20 protein-coding genes are annotated in these 24437 nt (G+C 59.1%); 10 read left to right on the top strand and 10 right to left on the bottom strand.

What is annotated here, in order from left to right:
* The 7 genes from aroB to AC07VR_RS09085 form a co-directional block, all read right to left on the bottom strand.
* Entirely contained in the window at window positions 1-1101 is a 1101-nt protein-coding gene (gene aroB, locus AC07VR_RS09115) for a 3-dehydroquinate synthase (protein ID WP_494995482.1), read from the bottom strand.
* Between the two features lie 148 nt (window positions 1102-1249).
* On the bottom strand, window positions 1250-1768 hold the full coding sequence (gene aroK, locus AC07VR_RS09110) for a shikimate kinase AroK (RefSeq protein ID WP_494995481.1): 519 nt from the start codon (window positions 1766-1768) through the stop codon (window positions 1250-1252).
* Window positions 1769-1772: 4 nt separating this feature from the next.
* The gene (locus AC07VR_RS09105) at window positions 1773-3815 is read right to left on the bottom strand and encodes a type IV pilus secretin PilQ (RefSeq protein WP_495011056.1); all 2043 of its coding nucleotides are present in this window, start codon (window positions 3813-3815) and stop codon (window positions 1773-1775) included.
* Window positions 3816-3828: 13 nt separating this feature from the next.
* Window positions 3829-4356, bottom strand: a complete 528-nt coding sequence (locus AC07VR_RS09100; protein WP_495011055.1) for a pilus assembly protein PilP — start codon at window positions 4354-4356, stop codon at window positions 3829-3831.
* A complete protein-coding gene (gene pilO, locus AC07VR_RS09095) occupies window positions 4353-4976 on the bottom strand; it encodes a type 4a pilus biogenesis protein PilO (RefSeq protein ID WP_494995478.1) in 624 nt (207 codons plus the stop codon). The genes AC07VR_RS09100 and pilO overlap by 4 nt, the downstream gene beginning before the upstream one ends.
* Window positions 4973-5542, bottom strand: a complete 570-nt coding sequence (locus AC07VR_RS09090) for a PilN domain-containing protein (RefSeq protein WP_494995477.1) — start codon at window positions 5540-5542, stop codon at window positions 4973-4975. The genes pilO and AC07VR_RS09090 overlap by 4 nt, the downstream gene beginning before the upstream one ends.
* A complete protein-coding gene (locus AC07VR_RS09085) occupies window positions 5533-6606 on the bottom strand; it encodes a pilus assembly protein PilM (protein WP_495011054.1) in 1074 nt (357 codons plus the stop codon). Before AC07VR_RS09085 ends, AC07VR_RS09090 begins: the two co-directional genes overlap by 10 nt.
* Window positions 6607-6826: 220 nt before the next feature.
* Between AC07VR_RS09085 and AC07VR_RS09080 the strand changes: the two genes are divergently transcribed.
* Window positions 6827-9265, top strand: coding sequence for a penicillin-binding protein 1A (locus AC07VR_RS09080; protein WP_494995526.1), 2439 nt, complete (start codon window positions 6827-6829; stop codon window positions 9263-9265).
* Between the two features lie 285 nt (window positions 9266-9550).
* Here AC07VR_RS09080 and AC07VR_RS09075 read toward each other — a convergent pair whose 3' ends face one another.
* From AC07VR_RS09075 to rpmE, 3 genes are all read right to left on the bottom strand, one after another.
* A complete protein-coding gene (locus AC07VR_RS09075) occupies window positions 9551-10819 on the bottom strand; it encodes a malic enzyme-like NAD(P)-binding protein (RefSeq protein ID WP_494995475.1) in 1269 nt (422 codons plus the stop codon).
* 183 nt (window positions 10820-11002) lie between these two features.
* Window positions 11003-11785 (bottom strand): thermonuclease family protein, encoded by a 783-nt coding sequence (locus AC07VR_RS09070; protein WP_495011053.1) that lies wholly within the window; start codon window positions 11783-11785, stop codon window positions 11003-11005.
* Between the two features lie 41 nt (window positions 11786-11826).
* Window positions 11827-12048 carry a 50S ribosomal protein L31 gene (gene rpmE / locus AC07VR_RS09065; RefSeq protein ID WP_494995473.1) on the bottom strand — a complete coding sequence of 74 codons (222 nt, stop codon included), beginning with the start codon at window positions 12046-12048 and terminating at the stop codon, window positions 11827-11829.
* A 169-nt stretch (window positions 12049-12217) separates the two neighbouring features.
* Between rpmE and AC07VR_RS09060 the strand changes: the two genes are divergently transcribed.
* The 9 genes from AC07VR_RS09060 to phaC (AC07VR_RS09020) all read left to right on the top strand — a co-directional run bounded on the left by AC07VR_RS09060 (window position 12218) and on the right by phaC (AC07VR_RS09020) (window position 24423).
* Entirely contained in the window at window positions 12218-14437 is a 2220-nt protein-coding gene (locus tag AC07VR_RS09060; protein ID WP_495011052.1) for a primosomal protein N', read from the top strand.
* Between the two features lie 150 nt (window positions 14438-14587).
* On the top strand, window positions 14588-16324 hold the full coding sequence (gene argS, locus AC07VR_RS09055) for an arginine--tRNA ligase (protein WP_494995471.1): 1737 nt from the start codon (window positions 14588-14590) through the stop codon (window positions 16322-16324).
* Between the two features lies 1 nt (window position 16325).
* A complete protein-coding gene (locus tag AC07VR_RS09050; RefSeq protein WP_494995470.1) occupies window positions 16326-17030 on the top strand; it encodes an SPOR domain-containing protein in 705 nt (234 codons plus the stop codon).
* Window positions 17031-17272: 242 nt separating this feature from the next.
* Window positions 17273-17803, top strand: coding sequence for an ATP-dependent protease subunit HslV (hslV, locus tag AC07VR_RS09045; RefSeq protein WP_494995469.1), 531 nt, complete (start codon window positions 17273-17275; stop codon window positions 17801-17803).
* Window positions 17804-17860: 57 nt separating this feature from the next.
* Window positions 17861-19198 (top strand): ATP-dependent protease ATPase subunit HslU, encoded by a 1338-nt coding sequence (gene hslU / locus AC07VR_RS09040; protein WP_494995468.1) that lies wholly within the window; start codon window positions 17861-17863, stop codon window positions 19196-19198.
* A 121-nt stretch (window positions 19199-19319) separates the two neighbouring features.
* Entirely contained in the window at window positions 19320-19697 is a 378-nt protein-coding gene (locus AC07VR_RS09035; protein WP_494994296.1) for a gamma-butyrobetaine hydroxylase family protein, read from the top strand.
* 257 nt (window positions 19698-19954) lie between these two features.
* Window positions 19955-21634, top strand: coding sequence for a class II poly(R)-hydroxyalkanoic acid synthase (gene phaC, locus AC07VR_RS09030; protein ID WP_494994297.1), 1680 nt, complete (start codon window positions 19955-19957; stop codon window positions 21632-21634).
* Between the two features lie 135 nt (window positions 21635-21769).
* A complete protein-coding gene (gene phaZ / locus AC07VR_RS09025; RefSeq protein ID WP_494994298.1) occupies window positions 21770-22627 on the top strand; it encodes a poly(3-hydroxyalkanoate) depolymerase in 858 nt (285 codons plus the stop codon).
* Between the two features lie 113 nt (window positions 22628-22740).
* The gene (phaC, locus tag AC07VR_RS09020) at window positions 22741-24423 is read left to right on the top strand and encodes a class II poly(R)-hydroxyalkanoic acid synthase (RefSeq protein ID WP_495011051.1); all 1683 of its coding nucleotides are present in this window, start codon (window positions 22741-22743) and stop codon (window positions 24421-24423) included.
* The last annotated feature ends 14 nt before the right edge of the window (window positions 24424-24437 follow it).

Here is a 24437-nt window from a genome sequence, read left to right as displayed (position 1 = left end):
TTAACCTTTAAGCTGAGCCAGAGCGCGGTAATCCGCTCCCAGCGTGGCCTGTAAAACCTCTTTCGGATAATCGTCGGTCACTACGGCTTCGCCCATTCGGCGCAACAGCACCAGACGCAAACGACCGTCGATCACTTTCTTGTCAATTGCCATATGTTCGAGAAAATCTGCTTCGGTCATATCCGCTGGAGGAATGACCGGTAACCCGGCGCGCTGGAACAGGCGAATCCCGCGGTCACGCTCTTGCGCGGTGATCCAGCCCAGTCGCGTGGACATTTCAAGGGCCATCACGGTTCCGGCGGCAACCGCCTCACCATGCAACCAGACACCATAGCCCATATGGGTCTCGATGGCGTGACCGAAGGTATGCCCCAGGTTAAGCGTGGCACGTACGCCGGACTCACGTTCGTCGGCTCCAACCACCGCAGCCTTGGCCGCGCAGGAGCGTTCGATGGCAACGGTCAGGGCCGCTTGATCCAGGGCACGCAGTCGATCGACGTTTTCTTCGAGCCAGGCAAGGAACGGCTCGTCGCAGATCAATCCGTATTTGATGACTTCCGCCAGGCCTGCAGACAGCTCGCGAGGAGGCAGCGTATTGAGCGTCGAGGTGTCAATCAGCACCACATTGGGCTGATAGAAGGCGCCGACCATGTTCTTGCCCAGCGGATGGTTGATCCCGGTTTTACCCCCCACTGACGAGTCGACTTGCGACAGCAACGTGGTCGGCACCTGGATGAAATCGACACCCCGTTGATAGCAGGCAGCAGCAAAACCGGCCATGTCACCAACAACGCCGCCACCGAGGGCGATCACAGTGGTGCGCCGGTCATGCCGCGCAGTGAGCAAGCCGTCGAAAATAGTCTGTAGGGTTTCCCAGTTCTTGAAGGCTTCGCCGTCGGGCAGCACCACGGAAATAACCGAGTATTGCGCGAGACTGCGGGTCAGACGCTCGAGATAAAGCGGCGCGACGGTCTCGTTTGAGATGATTGCCACCTGCCGCCCGGCGATATGCGGTGCCAGCAGCTCAGGCTGGTCCAACAAACCTTCGCCAATATGAATCGGGTAGCTACGCTCGCCTAAATCGACCTTAAGTGTCTGCATGTGTCCCCACAGTGAAAATGGAAGCTGGCGCCCTGCCCTGCATCAACGGCCAGTAACGCCTGGTTTTCTGACGTCATCCGATAGCCAGAAGCCACGAGCTAAAGCGCCCATGACCGGACGTCGAGGATAGCGCATTTCGCCTTGCGCATTAACGGGGAGGAAGCTGCTGCAAGCGATCAAGAATGTCCAGCACCACCATTCGCGGCGGCCGCTCATCAGTTTCCACCACCAGATCCGCGATTTCCCGATAAAGCGGGTCGCGAATCGCCAGCAGATCTCTAAGGGTCTTTGCCGGATCGGCAGTACGCAACAGCGGGCGGTTACGATCCCGGGCGGTGCGGCCGACCTGCTGCTCCACGGAGGCATGCAGATAAACCACGCGGCCGCCGGCATGCAGCGCCCGACGATTGGCATCGCGCATCACTGCGCCGCCGCCGGTCGCCAGCACCACGCCATCAAAGGCGCAGAGCTCGGCAATCATCGCCTCTTCGCGGTCACGAAAGCCTGGCTCTCCTTCTTTATCGAAGATCCACGGGATATTGGCGCCCGTGCGCAATTCAATTTCCTTATCGGAATCTTTGAACGGCAGGCGCAGCTCTTTGGCCAGCAAGCGACCAATGGTGCTTTTTCCAGCCCCCATTGGCCCAACAAGAATCAAATTTCGCACAGAATCAACGACTCACAGCAATCGCCTGGTTATTCATGATACGCGGAGTCAGGAATACCAGCAGCTCGGATTTTTTTTCCGACACCACATCCCTTCGGAAAAGGCGGCCAAGATACGGCACATCTCCGAGAAATGGCACTTTATCTACAACCTTGCTTTGAGAATTTGAAAAAACCCCACCAATTACGATGGTCTCGCCGTCGTTGACCCGCACCTTGGCGTTGACTTCATTCTTCTTGATCGGCGGGACATCGTTGAGTTTGTTCAGATAGTCCGGCTCATCCTTGGTGACCTTGACCTCCATGATAATGCGATTGTCCGGAGTGATCTGCGGCGTCACCTCCAGCGACAACGACGCCTCCTTGAAGGAGACCGAAGTCGCGCCGCTGGAACTGGACTCCTGATACGGGATTTCCGTGCCTTTGAGGATCTTCGCGGTCTCCTTGTCGGAAGTGACCACTTTGGGCTGAGAGACAATTTCCCCGTTGCCGGTTTTCTCCATGGCCGTCAGTTCCAGATCCAGCAGCACGTTATCGGTAATGAACGCGATGCCCAGACCCGAAGTATTGCCGACCGTACCCATATCGACGAACGGAGAATGGGTACTGGTGCTGCCCGGTGTGCCAATGGTGGACGAGGGAGTGGCCCCGTTGCTGACGCCAGAGGTGTTCCAGTTACCCTTGTTCTGGATCGAACCACCCCAGCGCACGCCGAGGCTTTTGTCGTAATCGACATTGGCTTCGACGATTCGCGCCTCGATCATCACCTGACGCACTGGAATATCCAGTTGGGCGACAATACGACGCAACTCATCGAGACGGTCCTGAGTCTGGTAAGCAATGATGTTATTGGTTCGTTCATCCACCGCGATAGAACCACGTTCGCCGATTTTCGCCTCGGTGCCGGTCACCGACTGGAACAGTTTCGCGATGTCAGCAGCCTTGGCGTAATTGACCTGCAACAGCTCACGACGCAGCGGTGCCAGTTCGGAGATCTGCTTTCGTGACTCCAACTCCTGACGTTCGCGGGCGGCGATTTCGTCCGCCGGGGCGACCAGCAGGACGTTGCCGATCTTGCGCTTGTCGAGCCCCTTGGTTTTCAGTATCAGATCCAGCGCCTGGTCCCATGGCACGTTCAGCAAGCGCAACGTGATGCCGCCTTGCACCGTGTCACTGGCAACCAGATTGAGATTGGTGAAATCGGCGATCAGTTGCAGCACTGAACGCACCTCGATGTCCTGAAAGTTCAGCGACAGCTTCTCGCCGCTGTAGACGAGGCGATCGGCATTACGCTGCTGCAAGTCGTGAGTGGTCATTGGCCGAACACTAACCGTCAGCTTGTTGTCGGTCTGATAAGTCGAATAGTCGAAGGCACCGCTGGGTTCGATGGTGATGCTGGCTTCACCGGAGCGCACACTGGCGTTGACGAACTGCACGGGCGTGGCGAAATCCTTGACGTCCAGCCGGACCCGCAGCGGCTCGGGCAATTGGGTCTTTGCGAAATTCAGGGTGATTTTGCCATCTTGTTCCTGGATATCCGGGCTGACGCCCGGATCCGACAACTCGATGACCACGTTGCCCTCACCAAGCTCTCCACGCTGAAAATCCACACCTCTGATGGCTTTACCCACTCGCGGAGCTCTAGACAGGGGCTTGTGTGAAACCACCACGCCCTGACCGACCACGACGAACAAATTGTTACCCTCGACGCGAGCACTATAGGGAGCCAGTGCCGTCAGATTGACGATCAGACGAGTGCGATCCCTGGTCTCGACCACCGTCACGCTGCGCGCATTGCCGGTGCCCAATTCGCGATTCTTGCTCGCCAGTCGAGTGGACACTCCCGGTAAGTCGAGGGCAATCCGCGCAGGCTGCCCGGTGGTAAAGCCGTGGGGAGCGGGGGGCGGCCCATCGAATGTCAGCTTCAACTCAACGCGGTCCCCCGGCAGCGCGGTAACATCCAGCGCGTTGAGGTTGGCCGCTTGTACCATCGGCGACATCAGCGCTATCCATAGCGCAATACCGAGGGACGAAATAGTCCTGTTCATTATTGGGGTTCCACTATGAGCGATCTTTCAAAGGGATGGTCCGAGGTTGCTCCAGCCAGAAACCCTCACCATCGGGAACGATTTCGACCACATCGACTTGCGAGTCGCTGATGGCCACGATCCGGCCATCGTTGCGTCCCAGGTAGTCGCCGACTGTCAATCGATGCACGCCGCCAGCACCACGCAGCAAGGCGAAAGAACCAGAGGCGCTGGAGATGGTGCCGACCATTTCAAACTGCTCGATATTGAAACCTTCGAGAAACTGCCTCATCCGATCCAGGTCCGGCTGTACATTGCGCGATCCATTCTGTCGCCCCGCCGGATCCACCCTGCCCGCCGGTAAAAACGGGCTGCGCAAGGACGTGGCGTTATACGTGAATGCCTGGTAAGACCTGAACGTCGGCGCTGGTTCAATCTTGCCGGGAAGCCGCAGACGCACCTCGCTCATGTAGGCGTCCAGATCACTGAAGTCGTTATCGTCGCTACAGCCAGACAACCCCGTCAGCGCTACAAGCATTGAGATCCAGTGGGCCGCTTTCATTTCGGCAGGCCCTTGTCGTTGTAGCGGTAGGTCCTGGCCAGGATGCTCATGCGCAGTTTCGAGCCAATATCCGGCGTGACCGGTTTGATCTCGAAATCATGCAGGGTGACAATTCGCGGCAAACCGGCCACGCCGCTGACGAAGGTCGCCAGGTCATGGTAAGCACCGGTGACGGTGATCTGGATCGGTAACTCGATGTAGAACTGCTGAGCCACCTCCGGCAGCAGCTTGATTTCCTCGAACTCCAGCCCACTGCCCAACCCCGTGCGAGTGATGTCCTCCAGCAAACCGGGCACCTCGGTATCACTGGGGAGCTGACGCAGCAGCACGCCGAAGGAGTTTTCCATATCCCTCATCTGCTCGGTGTAAGGCTCCAGATTCGCCGCCAGACGGGCCTTGCTCGCGTACTGCTCCTTCAAGGTGACTTCATCCGCACGCTGCTGGTCGTACCGATCCTGAAGATTCTTGAGGTAGAAGTTGTAGCCCAGCGCCAGTACCAGAACCATGAGCAAGGCGCCGACCGTGGCTTTGACCACCGCCGGCCATGCCCCCATGTTGTTCATGTCCAGATCGTTCAGGTCAATCTTGCGCAGCCCCTCGAACCATTCGGACGGAGTCATGTCGAGGCTTGCTCCTCGACGGCGGGCCGGGTCTGACGAACGGTCAACTGAAAGACGCTGACCTGATCTATAGCACCCACGGTATTTGCCTTGACCTCAATCAGACTCGGCGCATCGAACCAGTCGGACGCGTCGAGATTGCGCATCAAGTCCGAGACACGGTTGTTCGACGCGGCAGCACCCGTAATGGAAAGGGTCTTGCCAGTCATTTTCACTTCAGTGAAATACACGCCGTCCGGCAGGGTGCGGGCCAACTGATCGAAAATTCGACCGCTGACCGGCCGGTTGCCCTGTAAATCCTGGATGATCCTCATCCGCTCCACGAGTTGCTGGCGACGGGCTTTCACGCCAACAATCTGCTTGATCCGCTCATCGAGCAGCGCAATGTGCTGACTGGCATGGTCATTACGAGCCATTTGCCGATCGATCTTGCCAATAATGTATTGGTCAGCGATAAGCACCGCACCCGCCGTCGCCACCAGCACACCCGCCAAGGCCATCAGAAATCGTTTGCGACGTACTTCTCGCAGCTCTTCGCGCCAGGGCAAAAGGTTGATCAGGGCCATCCGTCGAAACTCCTGAGGGCCAGACCGCAGGCAATCATCAGGGCCGGCGCATCACTGGCCAACGCGCCAGCGTTGACCTTGCCGCTCAGCGCCATATCGGCGAAAGGATTGGCTACCCGGGTCGGCGTGCCGAGGCGCTGCTCGATCAGTCGATCCAGCCCTGTGATGGAGGCCGTACCGCCCGCCAACAGGATGAAGTCGACCGCGCTGTACTGACCCGAGGCAAAGAAAAATTGCAGGGAGCGCGAGACCTGCTGCACCAGTGCATCTTTGAACGGCTGCAGAACCTCACTGACGTAATCATCCGGTAAACCTCCCTGTTTTTTTGCCAACCCCGCCTCTTCCATCGACAAGCCGTAGCGGCGCTGGATTTCCTCAGTCAGTTGGCGCCCGCCGAATAGCTGCTCGCGGGTGTAGATGGTCCGCCCGTTATGCAGAACGCTCAGGGTGGTCATGGTTGCACCGATGTCGACCACCGCCACCGTCAAACGGTCCTGGGGGCAGGCCAATTGCGCCACAAGCAAGCCAAACGAACGTTCCAGGGCATACGCCTCGACATCGACCACTCGAGCGGTCAACCCGGCCAGGGCCAGAGCCGCCTCGCGGATCTCGACATTTTCCTTTCGGCAGGCCGCCAGCAACACTTCGACGCGCCCGGAATTGCTCGCCGAGTAGCCCTGAACCTCAAAATCGATGGCGACGTCTTCGAGCGGATAGGGAATGTACTGATCGGCTTCGACGTTCAGCTGGCCTTCCATATCGTCATCAGAAAGCCCGGCGTCCATCTCGATAGACTTGGTGATCACCGCAGACCCGGCCACCGCCACGGCCACGCTCCTGACGCCGGTCCTGGCCTTGAGCAGCAAGCGCGACAGGGCCTGCCCCACCCCGTCCAGCTCGGCGATGTTCTTCTCGACCACGGCGTTTGCCGGCAGTGGTTCTACCGCATACGCCTCCACCCGGTAGCGATTGCCCGAGCGGCTTAGCTCCAGGAGCTTGACCGAGGTGGAACCGATATCGATCCCCAAAAGCGTGTCGGCTTTTTTGTTGAAGAGTCCTCGCACTACCAATTCCCTTTGACTATCCGTGAGTTACGGACTCGTTATTACCCGAAGCATTCAATGGCTGCGTCTTGACAGCAGTGCAAATGACGCTCCCTGTCGAAAAATGCTTATAATGCTCAACGTTTTTTTTACGCCTTTATCTCGAGCGCGGGTCGATCCTGTTTACCGTGAATATCCTGACGCCTAATTCATTCTCTTCTCTGGAAATCCAAAAGCCTTGATTCGTCTGCTGAAGTTTTTCGGGTGGTCTATCGTTGCTGTTTTCTGCGGACTGCTTCTGGGTCTCAGCGGCGCGTTTCTTTATCTTAGTCCCGGGTTACCCTCGGTGGAGGCACTGAGAAGTATCCAGTTGCAGATTCCTTTGCGGGTCTATAGCAGCGACGGCAAGTTGATCGCAGAATTCGGCGAAATGCGCCGCACACCGATCCGTTTCGCCGACATTCCCCCCAATTTCATTAATGCGTTACTTTCTGCTGAAGACGACAATTTCGCCAATCACTATGGTGTCGATCCCAGCAGCCTGATGCGTGCCGCCACTCAGTTGGTAAAAAGCGGACACATCCAGTCCGGCGGCAGCACCATCACCATGCAGGTCGCGAAGAATTTTTTCCTCACCAGCGAACGCAGCTTCTCGCGCAAGACCACGGAGATCCTCCTGGCTTTGCAGATCGAACGTCAGTTGACCAAAGACGAGATCCTTGAGCTCTACGTCAACAAGATCTATCTGGGCAACCGCGCCTACGGGATCGAGGCGGCCTCGCAGGTCTATTACGGCAAGTCGATTCGTGACGCCAGCCTGGCACAAATGGCAATGATTGCCGGCCTGCCCAAGGCTCCTTCGCGCTTCAACCCCCTGGCCAACCCGGCACGCAGCAAGGAGCGTCGCGACTGGATTCTGGGGCGCATGTACAAGCTTGGAAAAATCGACGAGAAGGCCTATCAGACGGCGCTGGCCGAACCGCTCAACGCCAGCTACCACGTACCGACGCCTGAAGTTAATGCGCCGTACATCGCTGAAATGGCCCGAGCCGAAATGGTTGGCCGTTATGGCAGCGAGGCCTACACCGAGGGCTTCCGCGTCACGACCACGGTGCCGAGCAACCTGCAGGAAATGGCCAACACTGCCATTCATGAAGGCCTGATGGCCTACGATCAACGCCACGGCTACCGCGGCCCTGAGTCTCGCCTGCCGGGCAAGACCCATGACGCCTGGGTCCTGGAACTGACCAAACAGCGTCCTATCAGCGGCCTTGAGCCGGCCATCGTCACTCAGGTCGAGAAAAACGGCGTGCAAGTCCTGACCCGCTCCGGCGCAGAACATGTCAGCTGGGACAGCATGAAATGGGCCCGGCCGTTCCTGAACACCAACAGCATGGGCGCCAATCCGAAGCAACCGTCGGATGTTGCTCAGGTCGGCGACCTGATCCGCGTGCAACGTCAGGCGGACAATTCGCTGAAATTCAGCCAGATCCCGGTCGCCCAGGGCGCACTGGTCTCGCTTGACCCACAGAACGGTGCAATCCGATCGCTGGTTGGCGGCTTCGCTTTCGAGCAAAGCAACTACAATCGGGCGATGCAGGCCAAGCGCCAACCAGGCTCGAGCTTCAAACCGTTCATCTATAGCGCCGCACTGGACAACGGTTATACCCCGGCGACCCTGGTGAACGACGCACCGATCGTGTTCGTCGATGAGTATCTGGACAAGGTCTGGCGCCCCAAGAACGACACCAACACGTTCCTCGGCCCGATCCGTATGCGCGAAGCTTTGTACAAGTCGCGCAACCTGGTGTCGATCCGTCTATTGCAAGCCTTGGGCGTCGACCGCACCATCGACTACATCAGCAAGTTCGGTTTCAACAAGCAGGATCTGCCGCGCAACCTGTCTCTGGCCTTGGGCACGGCAACGCTGACACCGATGGAAATCGCCACAGGGTGGAGCACGTTCGCCAACGGCGGTTACAAAGTCACCCCGTACATCATCGACAAGATCGATAGCCGCAACGGTGACAACCTGTTCACCGCCAACCCGCCAAGCGTCCCGGCCGGCAGCGCTGCCAGCAGCGGATTTGTGGCTCCGGCAGCCAACACCTTTACGGTCAACCCGATGCCAGGCGAAGCTCCCGTGGCGCAGACGGAAGTGCAAACTCCAGCGGTAGCTGAACGCATCATCGACGGTCGCACGACCTACATCCTCAACAGCATGCTGGAAGACGTGATCAAGCTCGGCACCGGACGTCGCGCCTTGGCACTGGGCCGCTCCGATCTGGCCGGCAAGACCGGGACCACCAACGAATCCAAGGACGCCTGGTTCTCCGGATACAACTCTGACTACGTGACCACGGTCTGGACCGGTTTCGATCAACCGGAAAGCCTTGGCCGCCGCGAGTTCGGCGGTACCGTCGCACTGCCGATCTGGATGGACTACATGGGTGCAGCCCTCAAGGGCAAGCCGGCACACACCCAGAGCGAACCGGAAGGCATCCTCAGTCTGCGGGTCGACCCGATCAGCGGCCGCGCAGCCACACCGGGCACGCCGAATGCCTACTTCGAGCTGTTCAAGAGCGAAGACACCCCACCGTCAATCAACGAGCTGGGTAACGGCAACGCACCGGGCAGCCCGCTGCCCGCGGATGAAGCGGCGCCGATCGATTTGTTCTAGAGGAGCAACGGCGAGCAATTGTGGCGAGGGGGCTTGCCCCCGCTGGAGCGCGAAGCGCTCCCAATACCTGCATCCGCGGTATGCCAGATAGAACGTATCCTGATCGTTCCCACGCTCCGCGTGGTAACGCAGCCCGTGACGCTCTGCGTCACAGCCGAAGCGATTGCTGCGCGTCCAGTGAGGCATTCCCACGCAGAGCGTGGGAACGATCAACTCGGCAACCCCCATAACGCAAAAAGCCCCGACTCATCCGAGCCGGGGCTTTTTGTTTAACGCTACAACGGCTTAGCCGTTGAACACGTCATCCACGCTTTTCAGCGGGTAGTTCTTCGGATACGGCAGAGTCGCCACACCAGTCTCGATCGCAGCCTTGGCAACAGCATCGGAGATCACAGTGATCAGACGAGCATCCATTGGTTTCGGGATGATGTACTCACGACCGAATTCCAGTTTGATACCGCCGTAGGCGTCGCAAACTTCCTGAGGCACTGGCAGTTTGGCCAGTTCGCGCAGGGCGTTGGCGGCAGCCACTTTCATTTCTTCGTTGATGCGCTTGGCGCGTACGTCCAGGGCACCACGGAAGATGAACGGGAAGCCCAGTACGTTGTTGACCTGGTTCGGGTAGTCCGAACGGCCGGTAGCCATGATCACGTCGTTGCGGGTAGCGTGAGCCAGTTCCGGAGCGATTTCCGGATCCGGGTTCGAGCAAGCGAAGACGATCGGGTTGGCAGCCATCAGCAGCAGGTTTTCTGCGCTCAGCAGGTTCGGGCCGGACAGACCGACGAACACGTCTGCGCCTTTCAGCGCGTCGGACAAGGTGCGCTTGTCGGTAGCGTGAGCGAAAACAGCTTTGTACTGGTTCAGGTCGTCACGCTCGGAGTGGATCACGCCGGTACGGTCAACCATGAAGATGTTTTCGATTTTGGCGCCCATGCTCACCAGCAATTTCATGCAGGAGATCGCGGCAGCGCCAGCGCCCAGGCAAACGATCTTCGCCTCAGGCAGGGTTTTTCCAGCGATTTCCAGGGCATTGATCATGCCGGCGGCAGTAACAATTGCGGTGCCGTGCTGGTCATCGTGGAATACCGGAATGTCGCACTGCTCGATCAGAGCACGTTCGATTTCAAAGCACTCAGGCGCCTTGATGTCTTCCAGGTTGATCCCGCCGAAGGTGATGGAGATGCGCTTGACGGTGTCGATGAAGGCTTGCGGGCTTTCGGAGTCGACTTCGATATCGAACACGTCGATGCCGGCGAAGCGCTTGAACAGCACGCCTTTACCTTCCATGACTGGCTTGGAAGCCAATGGGCCGAGATTACCCAGACCGAGAATCGCGGTGCCATCAGAAATGACTGCAACCAGATTGCCCTTGCCGGTGTACTTGTAGGCGAGTTCAGGGTCGCGGGCGATTTCGCGGACTGGTTCGGCTACACCGGGGCTGTAAGCCAGCGACAGGTCGCGAGCGGTAGCGGTGGCTTTGGTGAGCTCGACGCTCAGCTTCCCTGGACGAGGATGGGCATGATATTCGAGAGCGGCAGTTTTCAAATCAGACATGTGGGCATTCCGCTTTTTACTGTGGGACAGACGGACCGCAGAGGATACGCGCGTCGCAAAGTCCCTACAAGACTGACCAGTCATCAGTGTCAAGGGCCCTACCCTACGACTTTGGACCAAGAGCCACGGAACACAAGGGATTAACTGTTCACAATCAATAATAAAAATGTCTACAATTTTTTCTTATTGCACCAGTTGAAGCATTCCCGGATGGGACAACGGCAGCAACCAGCGCGCCTGACCGGATTTCAGTCCACCACGCCGAGAGCGATCGAGCACCCAACCGCGCGCTTCGATCTGCCGACCTTTGAGCCGGTCCAGCATCGAAACATCGAATTGACCCAGCTGATTGGGTGCAATGCGCAATACAACCGAATCCTGCAATTCGATCCACAGCCCGCCACGATTGCGCTGAATATTGCTAACACGACCGCTCAGCACAGCGAAACCCGGGGTACTGATCTGATCCGCTTTCAGTACAGACGATTGCCGCCAAAGCCCGACACCCGCCTGGCGTGCGCTGCGCTCTGCGGCCTGCTGACAGTCCACAAAATCGACATTCGGTGCAATGGCCACTTGATAGCCAAGACCCTCAGCCAGCAGCTGGGCTTCAAGGTTCACGCCATTGGCACCATACATATGGGCCAGCGTACGCCCATAGTGATCCTTGCTCTCTTGCCCCAACAGCAGGCCAAGACGCCCATCGCTTTCACTGACCAGAACCTCCAGACGCTTGCGAGCTGCCACGGCGAAAGGCTCATCCGATCGGCCCCTCTTCCCTAGCTCCGGAGTATTCAAGCCGATCATGCGCACGCTGCGGCCATCGCTCAGCCGAAGGGTGTCGCCGTCGACCACGCGCTGGACCTGAACCGTGGTCAAGGCAGCTGGTGCCGGGCAGAAGGCCTGGACGCTGGAGAACCAAATCGCGGACACAAAAAAGGCGCCCGCAAGGGACGCCTTTTTCATCAGCAAGGAACAGCCTTTGAGGCTTTCCAGGATGATCAGCCTCAGGCTTTTTTGGTTGCGCCAAAAGCACCGAAACGATCGGCGAAGCGTTGAACGCGACCGCCAGTATCCAGGGTCTTCTGCTTACCGGTGTAGAACGGGTGGCATTCGTTGCAAACGTCGATCGCCAGAGGCTTAGCGTAAGTCGAACGAGTTTCGAACTTGTTGCCGCAGCTGCAAGTTACGGCAATTGCCGGGTATTCTGGATGGATATCGGCTTTCATGGTGTATTCCTCAGGCTAGCGTGCCGCCACCCAACACTATTGTTGAATACCGCACGGAATTAGGCCGCGGATTCTACCAGACCTTTGCAATCGCGCAAGCTATGCCTTACACCGACCGTCTGCTAGGCTCCGGGCCTTCTTCACCGCCCGCTTACTGAGAAATCCCCGCGTGCCCGACGCCATTCTGCGCCTCGCCCTGCCCTCGCCGCTACGCCGCCTGTTCGACTACCGCGCCCCCGCTGGTGTACTGCGCGCTCATCTGCATCCGGGCATGCGCCTGCGCGTGCCATTCGGTCGACGCGAGATGATCGGCATTCTGGTGGAGGTCACCAACCACAGCGAAGTCCCGGCTGAAAAGCTCAAGCCAGCACTGGCACTGCTCGACGCCACACCACCCTTGCCGTCGGCACTGTTCAAGCTGTGCCTGTGGACTTCCCAGTACTACCAACACAGCCTGGGCGACACCCTGAGCTGGGCACTGCCAGTGTTGTTACGCCAGGGCGAACTGGCTGAGGCTCGTCAGGAGCGCTTCTGGTCGGTATCTCCTGGCGCGAGCCTCGACGATCCGCGTATCAGCCGGGCGCCGCGCCAGCGCGAAGCTTTGGCGACACTGGCGCAGCACCCCCACGGTGTGGCCCATCAGCTGCTCAGCAAGCTGATGCTGAGCAAGGACAGCCTCGACTTGCTGCTGGCCAAAGAGTTGGTGCAGGTGCAAATCCGCAAGCACGCGCCCAGCGGGCGCCATGAACACTGGCTGGCACAACCGGAGCTGCCCCTCAATCCAGAACAGCGCGCGGCCTATGAAGCGATTCGCGCAGGTTTCGACAGTTTCCATGCGTTCCTTCTGGCCGGAGTCACCGGCAGCGGCAAGACCGAAGTCTATTTGCAATTGATCCGCGAAACCCTCGAGGCTGGCAAACAAGCGCTGGTGCTGATTCCCGAGATCAACCTCGGCCCGCAAACCCTGGCGCGCTTCGAACAACGCTTCAACGCCCGCATCGCGCTGGTGCACTCGGCAGTCAACGACCGCGAACGGCTGGAATCGTGGCTGGCGGCCCGGGATGGAGACGCCGACATCATTATCGGCACTCGCTCGGCACTGTTCACGCCGATGAAGAACCCCGGCTTGATCATCATCGATGAAGAACACGACGGCTCCTATAAACAGCAAGAAGGCCTGCGCTATCACGCCCGGGATCTGGCGCTGGTGCGCGCTCGCCAGGAAAACATCCCGATCGTGCTCGGCTCGGCCACACCTTCGCTGGAAAGCCTGCACAACGCCCATATCGGTCGTTACGGCCTGCTGCACTTGAAGCAACGGGCTGGCGGCGCGCAGCAACCGCGCTTTCTGCGTCTGGACGTTAAAAGTCGCCCGCTGGACAGTGGCATTTCCGGGCCGATGCAACAAGCCATCGGCCAGACGCTGGCGGCCGGGCAGCAAGTGCTGGTGTTTCTCAACCGCCGCGGCTTCGCGCCGACGCTGCTGTGCCACGACTGCGGCTGGATGTCCGAATGCAACCGCTGCGATGCGCGAATGACCGTGCATCAGCGCTCCGGCGAGCTACGCTGCCACCATTGTGGCTATGTCGAGCGCGTACCGCGCCACTGTCCGCAATGCGGCAAGGTCGATTTGCGTCCTGTCGGCGCGGGCACTGAACGAGCCGAGGAGCGGCTGGGGATTCTCTTCCCGGATTACCCGGTGTTACGAGTCGACCGCGACAGCACCTCACGCAAGGACGCGATGAATCAGCTGTTCACCACCATCCAGAAAGGCCAGCCGTGCATTCTGGTGGGTACGCAAATGCTCGCCAAAGGGCATCACTTCCCACGTGTGACTCTGGTGTCGATTCTGGACGCTGATGGCGGGTTGTTTTCCGGTGACTTTCGCGCCAGCGAACGCATGGCTCAGTTGATCGTCCAGGTCGCCGGGCGTGCCGGCCGCGCCGAAGAGCCGGGCAAAGTGATTATCCAGACTCATCTGGCCGATCATCCACTGCTGGTGCAGTTGACCGAACAAGGTTATTTCGCCTTTGCCGAACAGGCCCTGAGCGAACGCCGCGCCGCCGGCCTGCCACCTTTCGCGCATCTGGCGTTGTTGCGGGCTGAAGCGCACAAACCGGGGCAAGCCGAAGGCTTCCTCGATGAGGCCTGCAGCGAGGCTGAACGCTTGCTGGGCGAACAGCATCTGACCGGCATCGAGTTGCTCGGCCCGGTGCCGGCCCCCATGGAGAGACGCGCCGGGCGCTATCGCGCACAGCTCTTGTTGCAAGCCACCGCCCGGGCGCCACTGCATCGATTGCTGAGCGGTTGGCTGTTGGCGCTGGAGCAAATGCCCAGCGGGCGACAGGTGCGATGGTCGCTGGATGTTGACCCTGTGGATCTGTATTGATAGATAAATTGCTATCGCGGGCAAGAATAGTCACCACATATCCATAACCTCACCGCTATAGTTGGCAAGCCCGTCTTCGCAACGGATAATGCCCAGTTTTTCCACCTGCGCATCGAAGCGCCGCCGCGCCTGCGGTCGAAAGAGAAGACCATGAAAGACACCATTCGCCAGCTGATCCAGCAAGCCATCACCCAACTCGTCAACGAAGGTGTGTTGCCTGAAGGCCTGACGCCGGCGATTCAGGTGGAGAACTCCCGCGACAAGACCCACGGCGACTTCGCCAGCAACATCGCCATGATGCTGGCCAAGCCTGCGGGCATGAAGCCGCGCGATCTGGCAGAAAAAATCATCGCTGCACTGCCGGCCGACGAGCAGGTCAGCAAAACAGAAATCGCAGGCCCGGGTTTCCTCAACTTCTTCCAGAATACCCAGGCGCTGGCCTCGCGCCTGGACGCAGCCCTCGCCGACCGGCAAATCGGCGTGCACAAGGCGGGCCCGGTCCAGCGCACAGTGGTCGATCTGTCGGCGCCGAACCTGGCCAAAGAGATGCACGTCGGGCACCTGCGCTCGACCATCATCGGCGACGGCGTGGCACGGGTTCTCGAGTTTCTCGGCGATACCGTGATCCGTCAGAACCACGTCGGCGACTGGGGCACCCAGTTCGGCATGCTGATGGCTTATTTGCAGGAAAACCCGATCACCAGCGACGAGCTGTCAGATCTGGAAAACTTCTACCGCGCCGCCAAGCAGCGCTTCGACGAATCCGAAGAGTTCGCCGATCGCGCCCGCGGCCTGGTGGTGAAGCTGCAGGCCGGTGATCCGGAATGCCTGGCCCTGTGGACGCATTTCAAAGACATCTCCCTGTCCCATTGCCAGAAAATTTACGAACTGCTGAACGTCAAACTGACCCCGGCCGACGTCATGGGCGAAAGCGCTTACAACGACGATCTGATCAACGTGGTCAACGACCTCAAGGCCAAAGGCCTGCTGGTTGAAAGCAACGGCGCCCAGTGTGTGTTCCTGGAAGAATTCAAGAATGCCGACGGCGACCCGCTGCCGGTGATCGTGCAAAAGGCCGATGGCGGCTATCTCTACGCCACCACCGACCTGGCAGCCGTGCGCTACCGCAGCGGCAAGCTGAAGGCTGATCGCGCGCTGTACTTCGTTGACCAACGGCAAGCCCTGCACTTCCAGCAAGTGTTCGAAGTCGCCCGTCGCGCCGGTTTCGTGACTCACCCGATGCAGATGGAGCACATGGGCTTCGGCACCATGAACGGCGCCGACGGCCGTCCGTTCAAGACCCGTGACGGCGGTACTGTGAAGCTGATCGACCTGCTGATCGAAGCCGAAGAACGCGCCTACACGCTGGTGAAGGAAAAGAACCCGGAACTTGCCGAAGCCGATCTGCGCAACATCGCCAAGGTTGTGGGCATTGGCGCCGTGAAATACGCCGACCTGTCCAAACACCGCACCAGCGACTACAGCTTCAACTTCGACCTGATGCTCAACTTTGAGGGCAATACCGCGCCGTACCTGCTGTACGCCTACACCCGTGTGGCCGGTGTATTCCGCAAGCTGGGCAAGGACTTCAGCGAAGTTGAAGGGCAAATCGTGCTCCAGGCGGCTCACGAACATGAGCTGGCCGCCAAACTGGCGCAATTTGGCGAAGTGCTGAACAACGTCAGCGACAAGGGCACACCGCACATCCTCTGCACCTACCTGTATGACGTCGCCGGCCTGTTCTCCAGCTTCTACGAGAACTGCCCGATCCTCACTGCTGAAACGCCGGCACAAATGCAGAGCCGCTTGCGTCTCGCCGCTCTGACCGGTCGCACACTCAAGCAAGGCCTGGAGTTGTTGGGCCTGGAAACTCTGGAGCGTATGTAAGTTGGCTGCCAAGAAAAAACCAGCACCAGCACCAAAGCGTGGCGCCAGCCGTTACCAAGCTCCTGCAAAGAAACCGATCCCGGGATGGCTGTGGATGGCCATCGGCCTCACCGTGGGCGCGTTTATTGTCTTTTTGATGAAGCTCGAACCCGGCAAGGGCGACGACGTCAAACGGGTCAAGCAAGAACAGCAGAAAGCCACCAAGATCGCCGAAGCGAACAAGACGCCTCCGAGCCCACAACAACCGGTGAAGCCAAAATACGACTTCTACACGTTGCTGCCGGAATCCGAGGTCATCGTGCCGCCGGATGCCGTGCCGGAGAAAACCCTGCCGACACCGCAGCCCGTACCCGTGGCTCCGGTGACCCCGGCCCAAGCGGCGAAGATCGACACCGCTCGGGCCCAGGCGGCACTCAGCGGCATTACCCCGCCGCCAGCGCCTCCGGTTTCGAAAGCGGCGCCAGTAACCAAATTCTTCCTCCAGGCTGGCTCGTTCCGTAAAGAAGCCGATGCCGACAAGGTTCGTGCGCAGATTATCCTGCTTGGGCAGGCGGTTTCGGTTGAGTCCGGCACCGTGAAGGAAGAAACCTGGTATCGGGTGTTGGTAGGGCCGTTCAGCAATCGCGAACAGCTGACCACCGCACAGAAACAATTGGCAGGCAGCGGCTTTAGCAATCTGTTGTTACAACAACGCCAGAGCCGCTAACCGAAGACCTCACTGATCGTTCCCACCCTCCGCGGTGGGAATACATCCCGTGACGCTCTGCGTCACAACGGCAGACGCCGGAGCGTCCAAGGCTGCATTCCCACGCAGAGCGTGGGAACGATCAACATATTTCCAACAATCACCGCTCGTCCCCCACTGTGTCCTACAGTTGAAATACGCCCCACCACCCCCATATGAGTTTCCATCAGGGCATTTTCGCCCCGCTGCGTGGAGACTCTCCCTTGACCACCATCGTTTCAGTTCGCCGCCATGGCAAAGTCGTCATGGGCGGCGACGGCCAGGTTTCTCTCGGCAATACCGTGATGAAAGGCAATGCGAAAAAAGTTCGCCGCCTGTATCACGGTCAAGTCATCGCCGGTTTTGCCGGGGCCACGGCTGACGCCTTCACCCTCTTCGAACGTTTCGAAGGCCAGCTTGAGAAGCATCAAGGTCACCTGGTTCGCGCGGCTGTAGAACTCGCTAAAGAATGGCGCACCGATCGCTCCCTCAGCCGCCTGGAAGCCATGCTGGCAGTCGCCAACAAAGACGCGTCCCTGATCATCACCGGTAACGGTGACGTGGTTGAGCCCGAAGAAGGCCTGATCGCCATGGGTTCCGGTGGCGGTTACGCTCAGGCCGCAGCCAGCGCCCTGCTGCAAAAAACCGATCTGTCGGCTCGCGAAATCGTCGAAACCGCCTTGGGCATCGCCGGCGACATCTGCGTGTTCACCAACCACACCTTCACCATTGAGGAGCAGGACCTCGCCGAGTAAGCCTGTTTCGGCCATCGCGCCACGGCTTTTATTCTTGCTTGAGGACCGCAAATTATTATGTCCATGACTCCCCGCGAAATCGTCCACGAACTTAATCGCCATATCATCGGCCAGGACGATGCCAAACGCGCCGTCGCCATCGCGCTGCGTAACCGCTGGCGCCGGATGCAGCTGCCCGAAGAGCTGCGCGTCGAAGTGACGCCCAAGAACATTCTGATGATCGGCCCGACCGGTGTCGGTAAAACCGAAATCGCCCGGCGCCTGGCCAAACTGGTTAATGCTCCGTTCATCAAGGTCGAAGCAACCAAGTTCACTGAAGTCGGCTATGTCGGCCGCGACGTCGAGTCGATCATTCGCGATCTGGCCGATGCGGCGATCAAGCTGCTGCGCGAACAGGAAATGACCAAGGTTCGTTATCGGGCCGAAGAAGCTGCCGAAGATCGCATCCTCGACGCACTGCTGCCTCCGGCACGCATGGGTTTCAACGAAGACGCCGCGCCGAGCCACGACTCCAATACCCGTCAGCTGTTCCGCAAGCGCCTGCGCGAAGGTCAGCTGGATGACAAAGAGATTGAGATCGAAATCGCCGAATCGACCGGCGTCGACATCTCTGCACCTCCGGGCATGGAAGAAATGACCAACCAGTTGCAAAGCCTGTTTGCCAACATGGGCAAGGGCAAACGCAAGAACCGCAAGCTCAAGGTCAAGGAAGCGCTGAAGCTGGTGCGCGACGAAGAAGCCGGTCGCCTGGTCAATGAAGAAGAACTGAAAGCCAAAGCCCTGGAAGCGGTCGAGCAGCACGGTATCGTGTTCATCGACGAAATCGACAAGGTCGCCAAGCGCGGCAATTCCGGTGGTGTCGACGTGTCCCGTGAAGGCGTACAGCGCGACCTGCTGCCGCTGATCGAAGGCTGCACGGTCAACACCAAGCTGGGCATGGTCAAGACCGACCACATCCTGTTCATCGCTTCCGGCGCGTTCCACCTGAGCAAGCCGAGCGACCTGGTACCGGAGCTGCAAGGCCGTCTGCCGATTCGCGTCGAACTCAAGGCACTGAGCCCGGACGACTTCGAACGCATCCTCTGCGAGCCGCACGCATCGCTGACCGAGCAATACCGCGAGTTGCTGAAGACCGAAGGCCTGGTCATCGAGTTCTTGCCCGACGGCATCAAGCGTCTGGCCGAGATCGCCTGGCAGGTCAACGAAAAGACCGAGAATATCGGTGCCCGTCGCCTGCACACCTTGCTCGAGCGCCTGCTTGAAGAGGTGTCGTTCAGTGCCGGTGATCTGGCCAGCGCCCATGACGGTCAAGCGATCCAGATCGACGCCGACTACGTCAACAGCCACCTCGGCGAATTGGCGCAGAACGAAGACCTCTCCCGTTATATCCTGTAGGTCATGTGAACTCCTGTAGGAGCACGGCGTGCCGGCGATGGCGCACTTGAAACCGCCATCGCCGGCAAGCCGTGCTCCTACGGGGGGTCAGACCACGCGCCATATAGACGGACTACAGGTCATGAGCAAACTCCCCATCGCCATTGAACTGCACAAAGCCTCGAAAACCCTGACGCTGAAATACGCGCCGGATGAGGTGTACCACCTGCCCGCCGAATTCCTTCGCGTGCACTCTCCTTCCGCCGAAGTCCAGGGCCACGGCAAACCCATCCTGCAATTTGGCAAGATCGGCGTAGGCCTGTCCAAGGTCGAGCCGGCCGGCCAATACGCACTGAAATTGACCTTCGACGATGGTCACGACAGCGGCCTTTTCACCTGGGATTATCTGTACCAACTGGCACTTCGACAGGAAGCACTTTGGGCGGATTATCTTGCAGAGCTCAAAGCCGCCGGGAAATCCCGCGACCCTAGCGAGTCCATCGTCAAGCTGATGCTCTAACTCAAGCGTCTCGCTGTTTAGAGGGCATTTTCTAATTTCATCTGTTTGAATGCTCCGCTGTGCGGCCAACGACAGGCCGGCTTGCGAAAAAAATTAAACTCGGGTAACCAATGGAGCTGGCAAGTTCCCTGCAGTGCTCTCTGAACCAGAAAGCAGCGGTGCGTAATTAACGGTCACCCGAGCAGTAGTACCTGGCAATTGCTGTGTGACTACACAGCTGGTCCCGGTACTCGCCTCAGGACAATGGAGCGTCGTAGATGAGTAACAAGAATAACGATGACCTGAAGTTTCAAGCCTCGGAAAATACGCTGGGGCTTAATCCCGTCATCGGCTTGCGCAGGAAAGATCTGCTTACTTCTGCTCGAATGGTCTTAACCCAGGCCATCAAACAACCCATTCACAGCGTCAAGCACGTCGCGCATTTTGGCGTCGAGCTGAAGAACGTGATATTCGGTAAATCGGCGCTGCAACCGGAAAGCGATGACCGTCGTTTCACCGACCCGGCCTGGAGCCAGAACCCGCTCTACAGACGCTATTTGCAAACCTATCTGGCATGGCGCAAAGAACTCCACGACTGGATCGGCAACAGTAATTTGTCCGAACAGGACATCAGTCGCGCTCACTTCGTGATCAACCTGATGACCGAAGCCATGGCCCCGACCAACAGTGCGGCCAACCCGGCAGCGGTCAAACGCTTCTTCGAGACCGGCGGCAAAAGCCTGCTCGACGGCCTCTCACATCTGGCCAAAGATCTGGTAAACAACGGCGGCATGCCGAGCCAGGTGAACATGGGTGCCTTCGAAGTCGGCAAGAGTCTGGGGACCACTGAAGGTGCGGTGGTTTTCCGCAACGACGTACTTGAACTGATCCAGTACCGGCCGATCACAGAACAAGTGCATGAGCGCCCGCTGCTGGTGGTCCCGCCACAGATCAACAAGTTCTATGTGTTCGACCTGAGCCCGGACAAAAGCCTGGCGCGCTTCTGCCTGCGCAACAATCAGCAGACCTTTATCGTCAGCTGGCGCAACCCGACCAAGGCTCAGCGTGAGTGGGGCCTGTCGACGTACATCGATGCGCTGAAAGAAGCCGTCGACGTGGTCTCCGCCATCACCGGCAGCAAAGACATCAACATGCTCGGCGCCTGCTCCGGCGGCATCACCTGCACCGCGTTGCTGGGCCACTACGCCGCCCTCGGCGAGAAGAAGGTCAACGCCCTGACCCTTTTGGTCAGCGTGCTGGACACCACCCTCGACTCCCAGGTTGCGCTGTTCGTCGACGAACAGACCCTGGAAGCCGCCAAGCGCCACTCCTATCAGGCGGGCGTGCTGGAAGGTCGCGACATGGCCAAAGTCTTCGCCTGGATGCGCCCCAACGATCTGATCTGGAATTACTGGGTCAACAACTACCTGCTGGGTAACGAGCCTCCGGTCTTCGACATTCTGTTCTGGAACAACGACACCACGCGATTGCCGGCTGCGTTCCACGGCGACCTGATCGAAATGTTCAAAAATAATCCACTGACCCGCGCCAATGCACTGGAAGTGAGCGGCACGCCGATCGACCTCAAGCAGGTCACTGCCGACATCTACTCTCTGGCCGGCACCAACGATCACATCACGCCCTGGAAGTCTTGCTACAAGTCGGCGCAGCTATTCGGCGGCAAGGTCGAATTCGTGCTGTCCAGCAGCGGACATATCCAGAGCATTCTGAACCCGCCGGGCAATCCGAAATCACGTTACATGACCAGTACCGATATGCCGGCCACCGCCACCGACTGGCAAGAAAACTCAACCAAACACACCGACTCCTGGTGGCTGCACTGGCAGGCCTGGCAGGCCGAGCGCTCGGGCAAACTGAAGAAGTCCCCGACCAACCTGGGCAACAAAGCCTATCCGTCCGGGGAAGCCTCACCGGGCACCTATGTGCATGAACGTTAAGCTGTAGGCAGTCACGAAGTCCGCGGCCCTCGGAGGTGCCGCGAGCCCTACCAATACAGCCGAGGCCAGACCTCGAATAATCTGGAGCAAGCTCAGGAAGGCTTGCTCAGCGTTTTAACCCACAGGGCTTCTGAGATGCCGCAACCGTTCATATTCCGTACTGTCGACCTGGATGGCCAAACCATCCGAACCGCGGTACGCCCAGGCAAGCCTCATTTGACGCCCTTGCTTATCTTCAATGGCATCGGCGCGAACCTGGAGCTGGTGTTTCCGTTCGTCCATGCGCTTGACCCGGACCTGGAGGTAATTGCCTTCGACGTTCCCGGTGTCGGCGGTTCGTCGACGCCCAGCATGCCCTACCGCTTCCCGGGGCTGGCCAAACTGACCGCGCGCATGCTCGACTACCTGGACTATGGGCAAGTCAACATCGTGGGCGTGTCCTGGGGTGGTGCGCTGGCCCAGCAGTTTGCCTACGACTACCCGGAGCGCTGCAAAAAGCTTGTTCTGGCTGCGACCGCAGCAGGCGCGTTTATGGTGCCGGGCAAGCCGAAAGTACTCTGGATGATGGCAAGCCCACGGCGCTACATCCAGCCGTCCCATGTGATTCGCATCGCTCCACTGATCTACGGTGGAGCCTTTCGCCGCGATCCCAATCTGGCTGCCGAATACGCCAGTAAAGTGCGTTCGGCCGGCAAACTGGGTTACTACTGGCAGCTGTTCGCGGGCCTTGGCTGGACCAGCATTCACTGGCTGCACAAGGTCCATCAGCCCACCTTGATACTGGCCGGTGACGACGATCCGCTGATCCCGCTGATCAACATGCGCATCCTGACCTGGCGCATTCCCAATGCCCAGCTACACATAATCGACGACGGTCATTTGTTTCTGATTACCCGCGCCGAAGCCGTCGCGCCGATCATCATGGAATTTCTCGAGGAAGAGCGTCAGCGGGCAGTAATGCACCCGCACCCGGCTCCGTTCGGCAGGACATAGCGTCTTGCGCATGTCGACAGGATGATCGCCTGCGCAAGAAAGGCCCGGACCGACTATGTTGTCTGTCTTGGATTGATGTGCTTGTTGATGGCTTGACGAAGGAGTGTTGACTCATGAGAGACAAAGCAACACCGGGCATGTTGCCCACACGGGCCACGTTCATCAACGCTCAGAGTGCGATTACCGGCCTGCGCGGCCGCGACCTGTTCTCGACTCTGCGCAGCGTGGCCGCCCATGGCTTGCGCCACCCGGTGACCAGCGCCCGCCATGCCCTGGCCCTGGGAGGCCAGCTGGGTCGCGTGTTGTTGGGCGAAACGCTGCACACGCCGAGCCCGCAGGACCAACGCTTTACGGACCCGACCTGGAGACTGAATCCGTTTTATCGTCGCGGCCTGCAGGCCTACCTGAGTTGGCAGAAACAGGTGAAACGCTGGATTGATGAAAGCGGCATGAGCGACGATGACCGCGCCCGCGCGCATTTCATCTTCGCGCTGCTCAATGACGCCGTGTCCCCCTCCAATACCCTGCTCAACCCGCTGGCGATCAAGGAGCTGTTCAACTCCGGCGGTAGCAGCATAGTCCGCGGTCTCAACCATTTATTCGACGACCTGATGCACAACCACGGGCTGCCCAGCCAAGTCGGCAAACACGCCTTCGAGGTCGGCAAGACCGTGGCAACCACTGCAGGCTCGGTGGTGTTTCGCAACGAACTGCTTGAGCTTTTGCAATACAAGCCGATGAGCGAAAAGCAGTACGCCAGGCCACTGCTGATCGTGCCTCCGCAAATCAACAAGTACTACATTTTCGACCTCAGCCCGGGTAACAGCTTCGTCCAGTACGCGCTGAAGAATGGCCTGCAAGTGTTCGTGATCAGCTGGCGCAACCCGGATGTTCGCCACCGCGAATGGGGGCTGTCCAGTTATGTTGAGGCGGTGGAGGAAGCACTGAATGTTTGCCGCGCCATCACCAGCGCACGCGAAGTCAATCTGATGGGTGCCTGCGCCGGGGGCCTGACCATCGCCGCGCTTCAAGGCCACCTGCAAGCCAAGCGGCAACTGCGGCGGGTCTCCAGCGCCAGCTACCTGGTCAGTCTGCTCGATAGCCAGATCGACAGCCCGGCCATGTTGTTCGCCGACGAGCAGACGCTGGAAGCCGCCAAGCGTCGCTCCTACCAACAAGGCGTGCTCGACGGCCGGGACATGGCGAAAGTCTTCGCATGGATGCGCCCCAATGACCTGATCTGGAACTACTGGGTCAACAATTACCTGCTGGGCAAGGAACCGCCTGCCTTCGACATTTTGTACTGGAACAACGACAACACGCGCCTGCCAGCGGCATTTCATGGTGATCTGCTGGACTTCTTCAAGCACAACCCGCTGAGCCACCCTGGAGGGCTGGAGGTATGCGGCACGCCTATCGATCTACAGAAGGTTAACGTGGACAGTTTCAACGTGGCCGGTATCAACGACCACATTACCCCGTGGGATGCGGTGTACCGCTCGACATTGTTGCTGGGCGGCGAACGGCGCTTCGTGCTGTCCAACAGCGGGCACATCCAGAGCATCCTCAACCCACCGGGCAACCCCAAGGCCAATTACATCGAGAACCCCAAGCTCAGTAGCGATCCACGCGCCTGGTATTACGACGGCACCCATGTCGAAGGCAGTTGGTGGCCCCAGTGGCTGAGCTGGATTCAGGAACGCTCCGGTGCCCAGCGAGAAACCCTGATGGCCCTCGGTAACCAGAACTATCCACCAATGGAGGCGGCGCCAGGTACCTATGTACGCGTACGCTGAATTTTCTCTGCACC

The sequence above is a fragment of the Pseudomonas sp. GW821-FHT02H09 genome, from assembly GCF_059421425.1.
Note: the sequence above shows the minus strand (reverse complement) of the source record. Positions and strands in the feature narration are given on the sequence as shown.

What these genes read in the sequence shown, in the direction of transcription:
- aroB (WP_494995482.1), bottom strand. Translation starts at nt 1,101, where the DNA reads ATGCAGACACTTAAGGTCGATTTAGGCGAGCGTAGCTACCCGATTCAT.
- AC07VR_RS09105 (WP_495011056.1), bottom strand. Translation starts at nt 3,815, where the DNA reads ATGAACAGGACTATTTCGTCCCTCGGTATTGCGCTATGGATAGCGCTG.
- AC07VR_RS09100 (WP_495011055.1), bottom strand. Translation starts at nt 4,356, where the DNA reads ATGAAAGCGGCCCACTGGATCTCAATGCTTGTAGCGCTGACGGGGTTG.
- pilO (WP_494995478.1), bottom strand. Translation starts at nt 4,976, where the DNA reads ATGACTCCGTCCGAATGGTTCGAGGGGCTGCGCAAGATTGACCTGAAC.
- AC07VR_RS09090 (WP_494995477.1), bottom strand. Translation starts at nt 5,542, where the DNA reads ATGGCCCTGATCAACCTTTTGCCCTGGCGCGAAGAGCTGCGAGAAGTA.
- AC07VR_RS09075 (WP_494995475.1), bottom strand. Translation starts at nt 10,819, where the DNA reads ATGTCTGATTTGAAAACTGCCGCTCTCGAATATCATGCCCATCCTCGT.
- AC07VR_RS09070 (WP_495011053.1), bottom strand. Translation starts at nt 11,785, where the DNA reads ATGAAAAAGGCGTCCCTTGCGGGCGCCTTTTTTGTGTCCGCGATTTGG.
- rpmE (WP_494995473.1), bottom strand. Translation starts at nt 12,048, where the DNA reads ATGAAAGCCGATATCCATCCAGAATACCCGGCAATTGCCGTAACTTGC.
- argS (WP_494995471.1), top strand. Translation starts at nt 14,588, where the DNA reads ATGAAAGACACCATTCGCCAGCTGATCCAGCAAGCCATCACCCAACTC.
- hslU (WP_494995468.1), top strand. Translation starts at nt 17,861, where the DNA reads ATGTCCATGACTCCCCGCGAAATCGTCCACGAACTTAATCGCCATATC.
- AC07VR_RS09035 (WP_494994296.1), top strand. Translation starts at nt 19,320, where the DNA reads ATGAGCAAACTCCCCATCGCCATTGAACTGCACAAAGCCTCGAAAACC.
- phaC (WP_494994297.1), top strand. Translation starts at nt 19,955, where the DNA reads ATGAGTAACAAGAATAACGATGACCTGAAGTTTCAAGCCTCGGAAAAT.
- phaZ (WP_494994298.1), top strand. Translation starts at nt 21,770, where the DNA reads ATGCCGCAACCGTTCATATTCCGTACTGTCGACCTGGATGGCCAAACC.
- phaC (WP_495011051.1), top strand. Translation starts at nt 22,741, where the DNA reads ATGAGAGACAAAGCAACACCGGGCATGTTGCCCACACGGGCCACGTTC.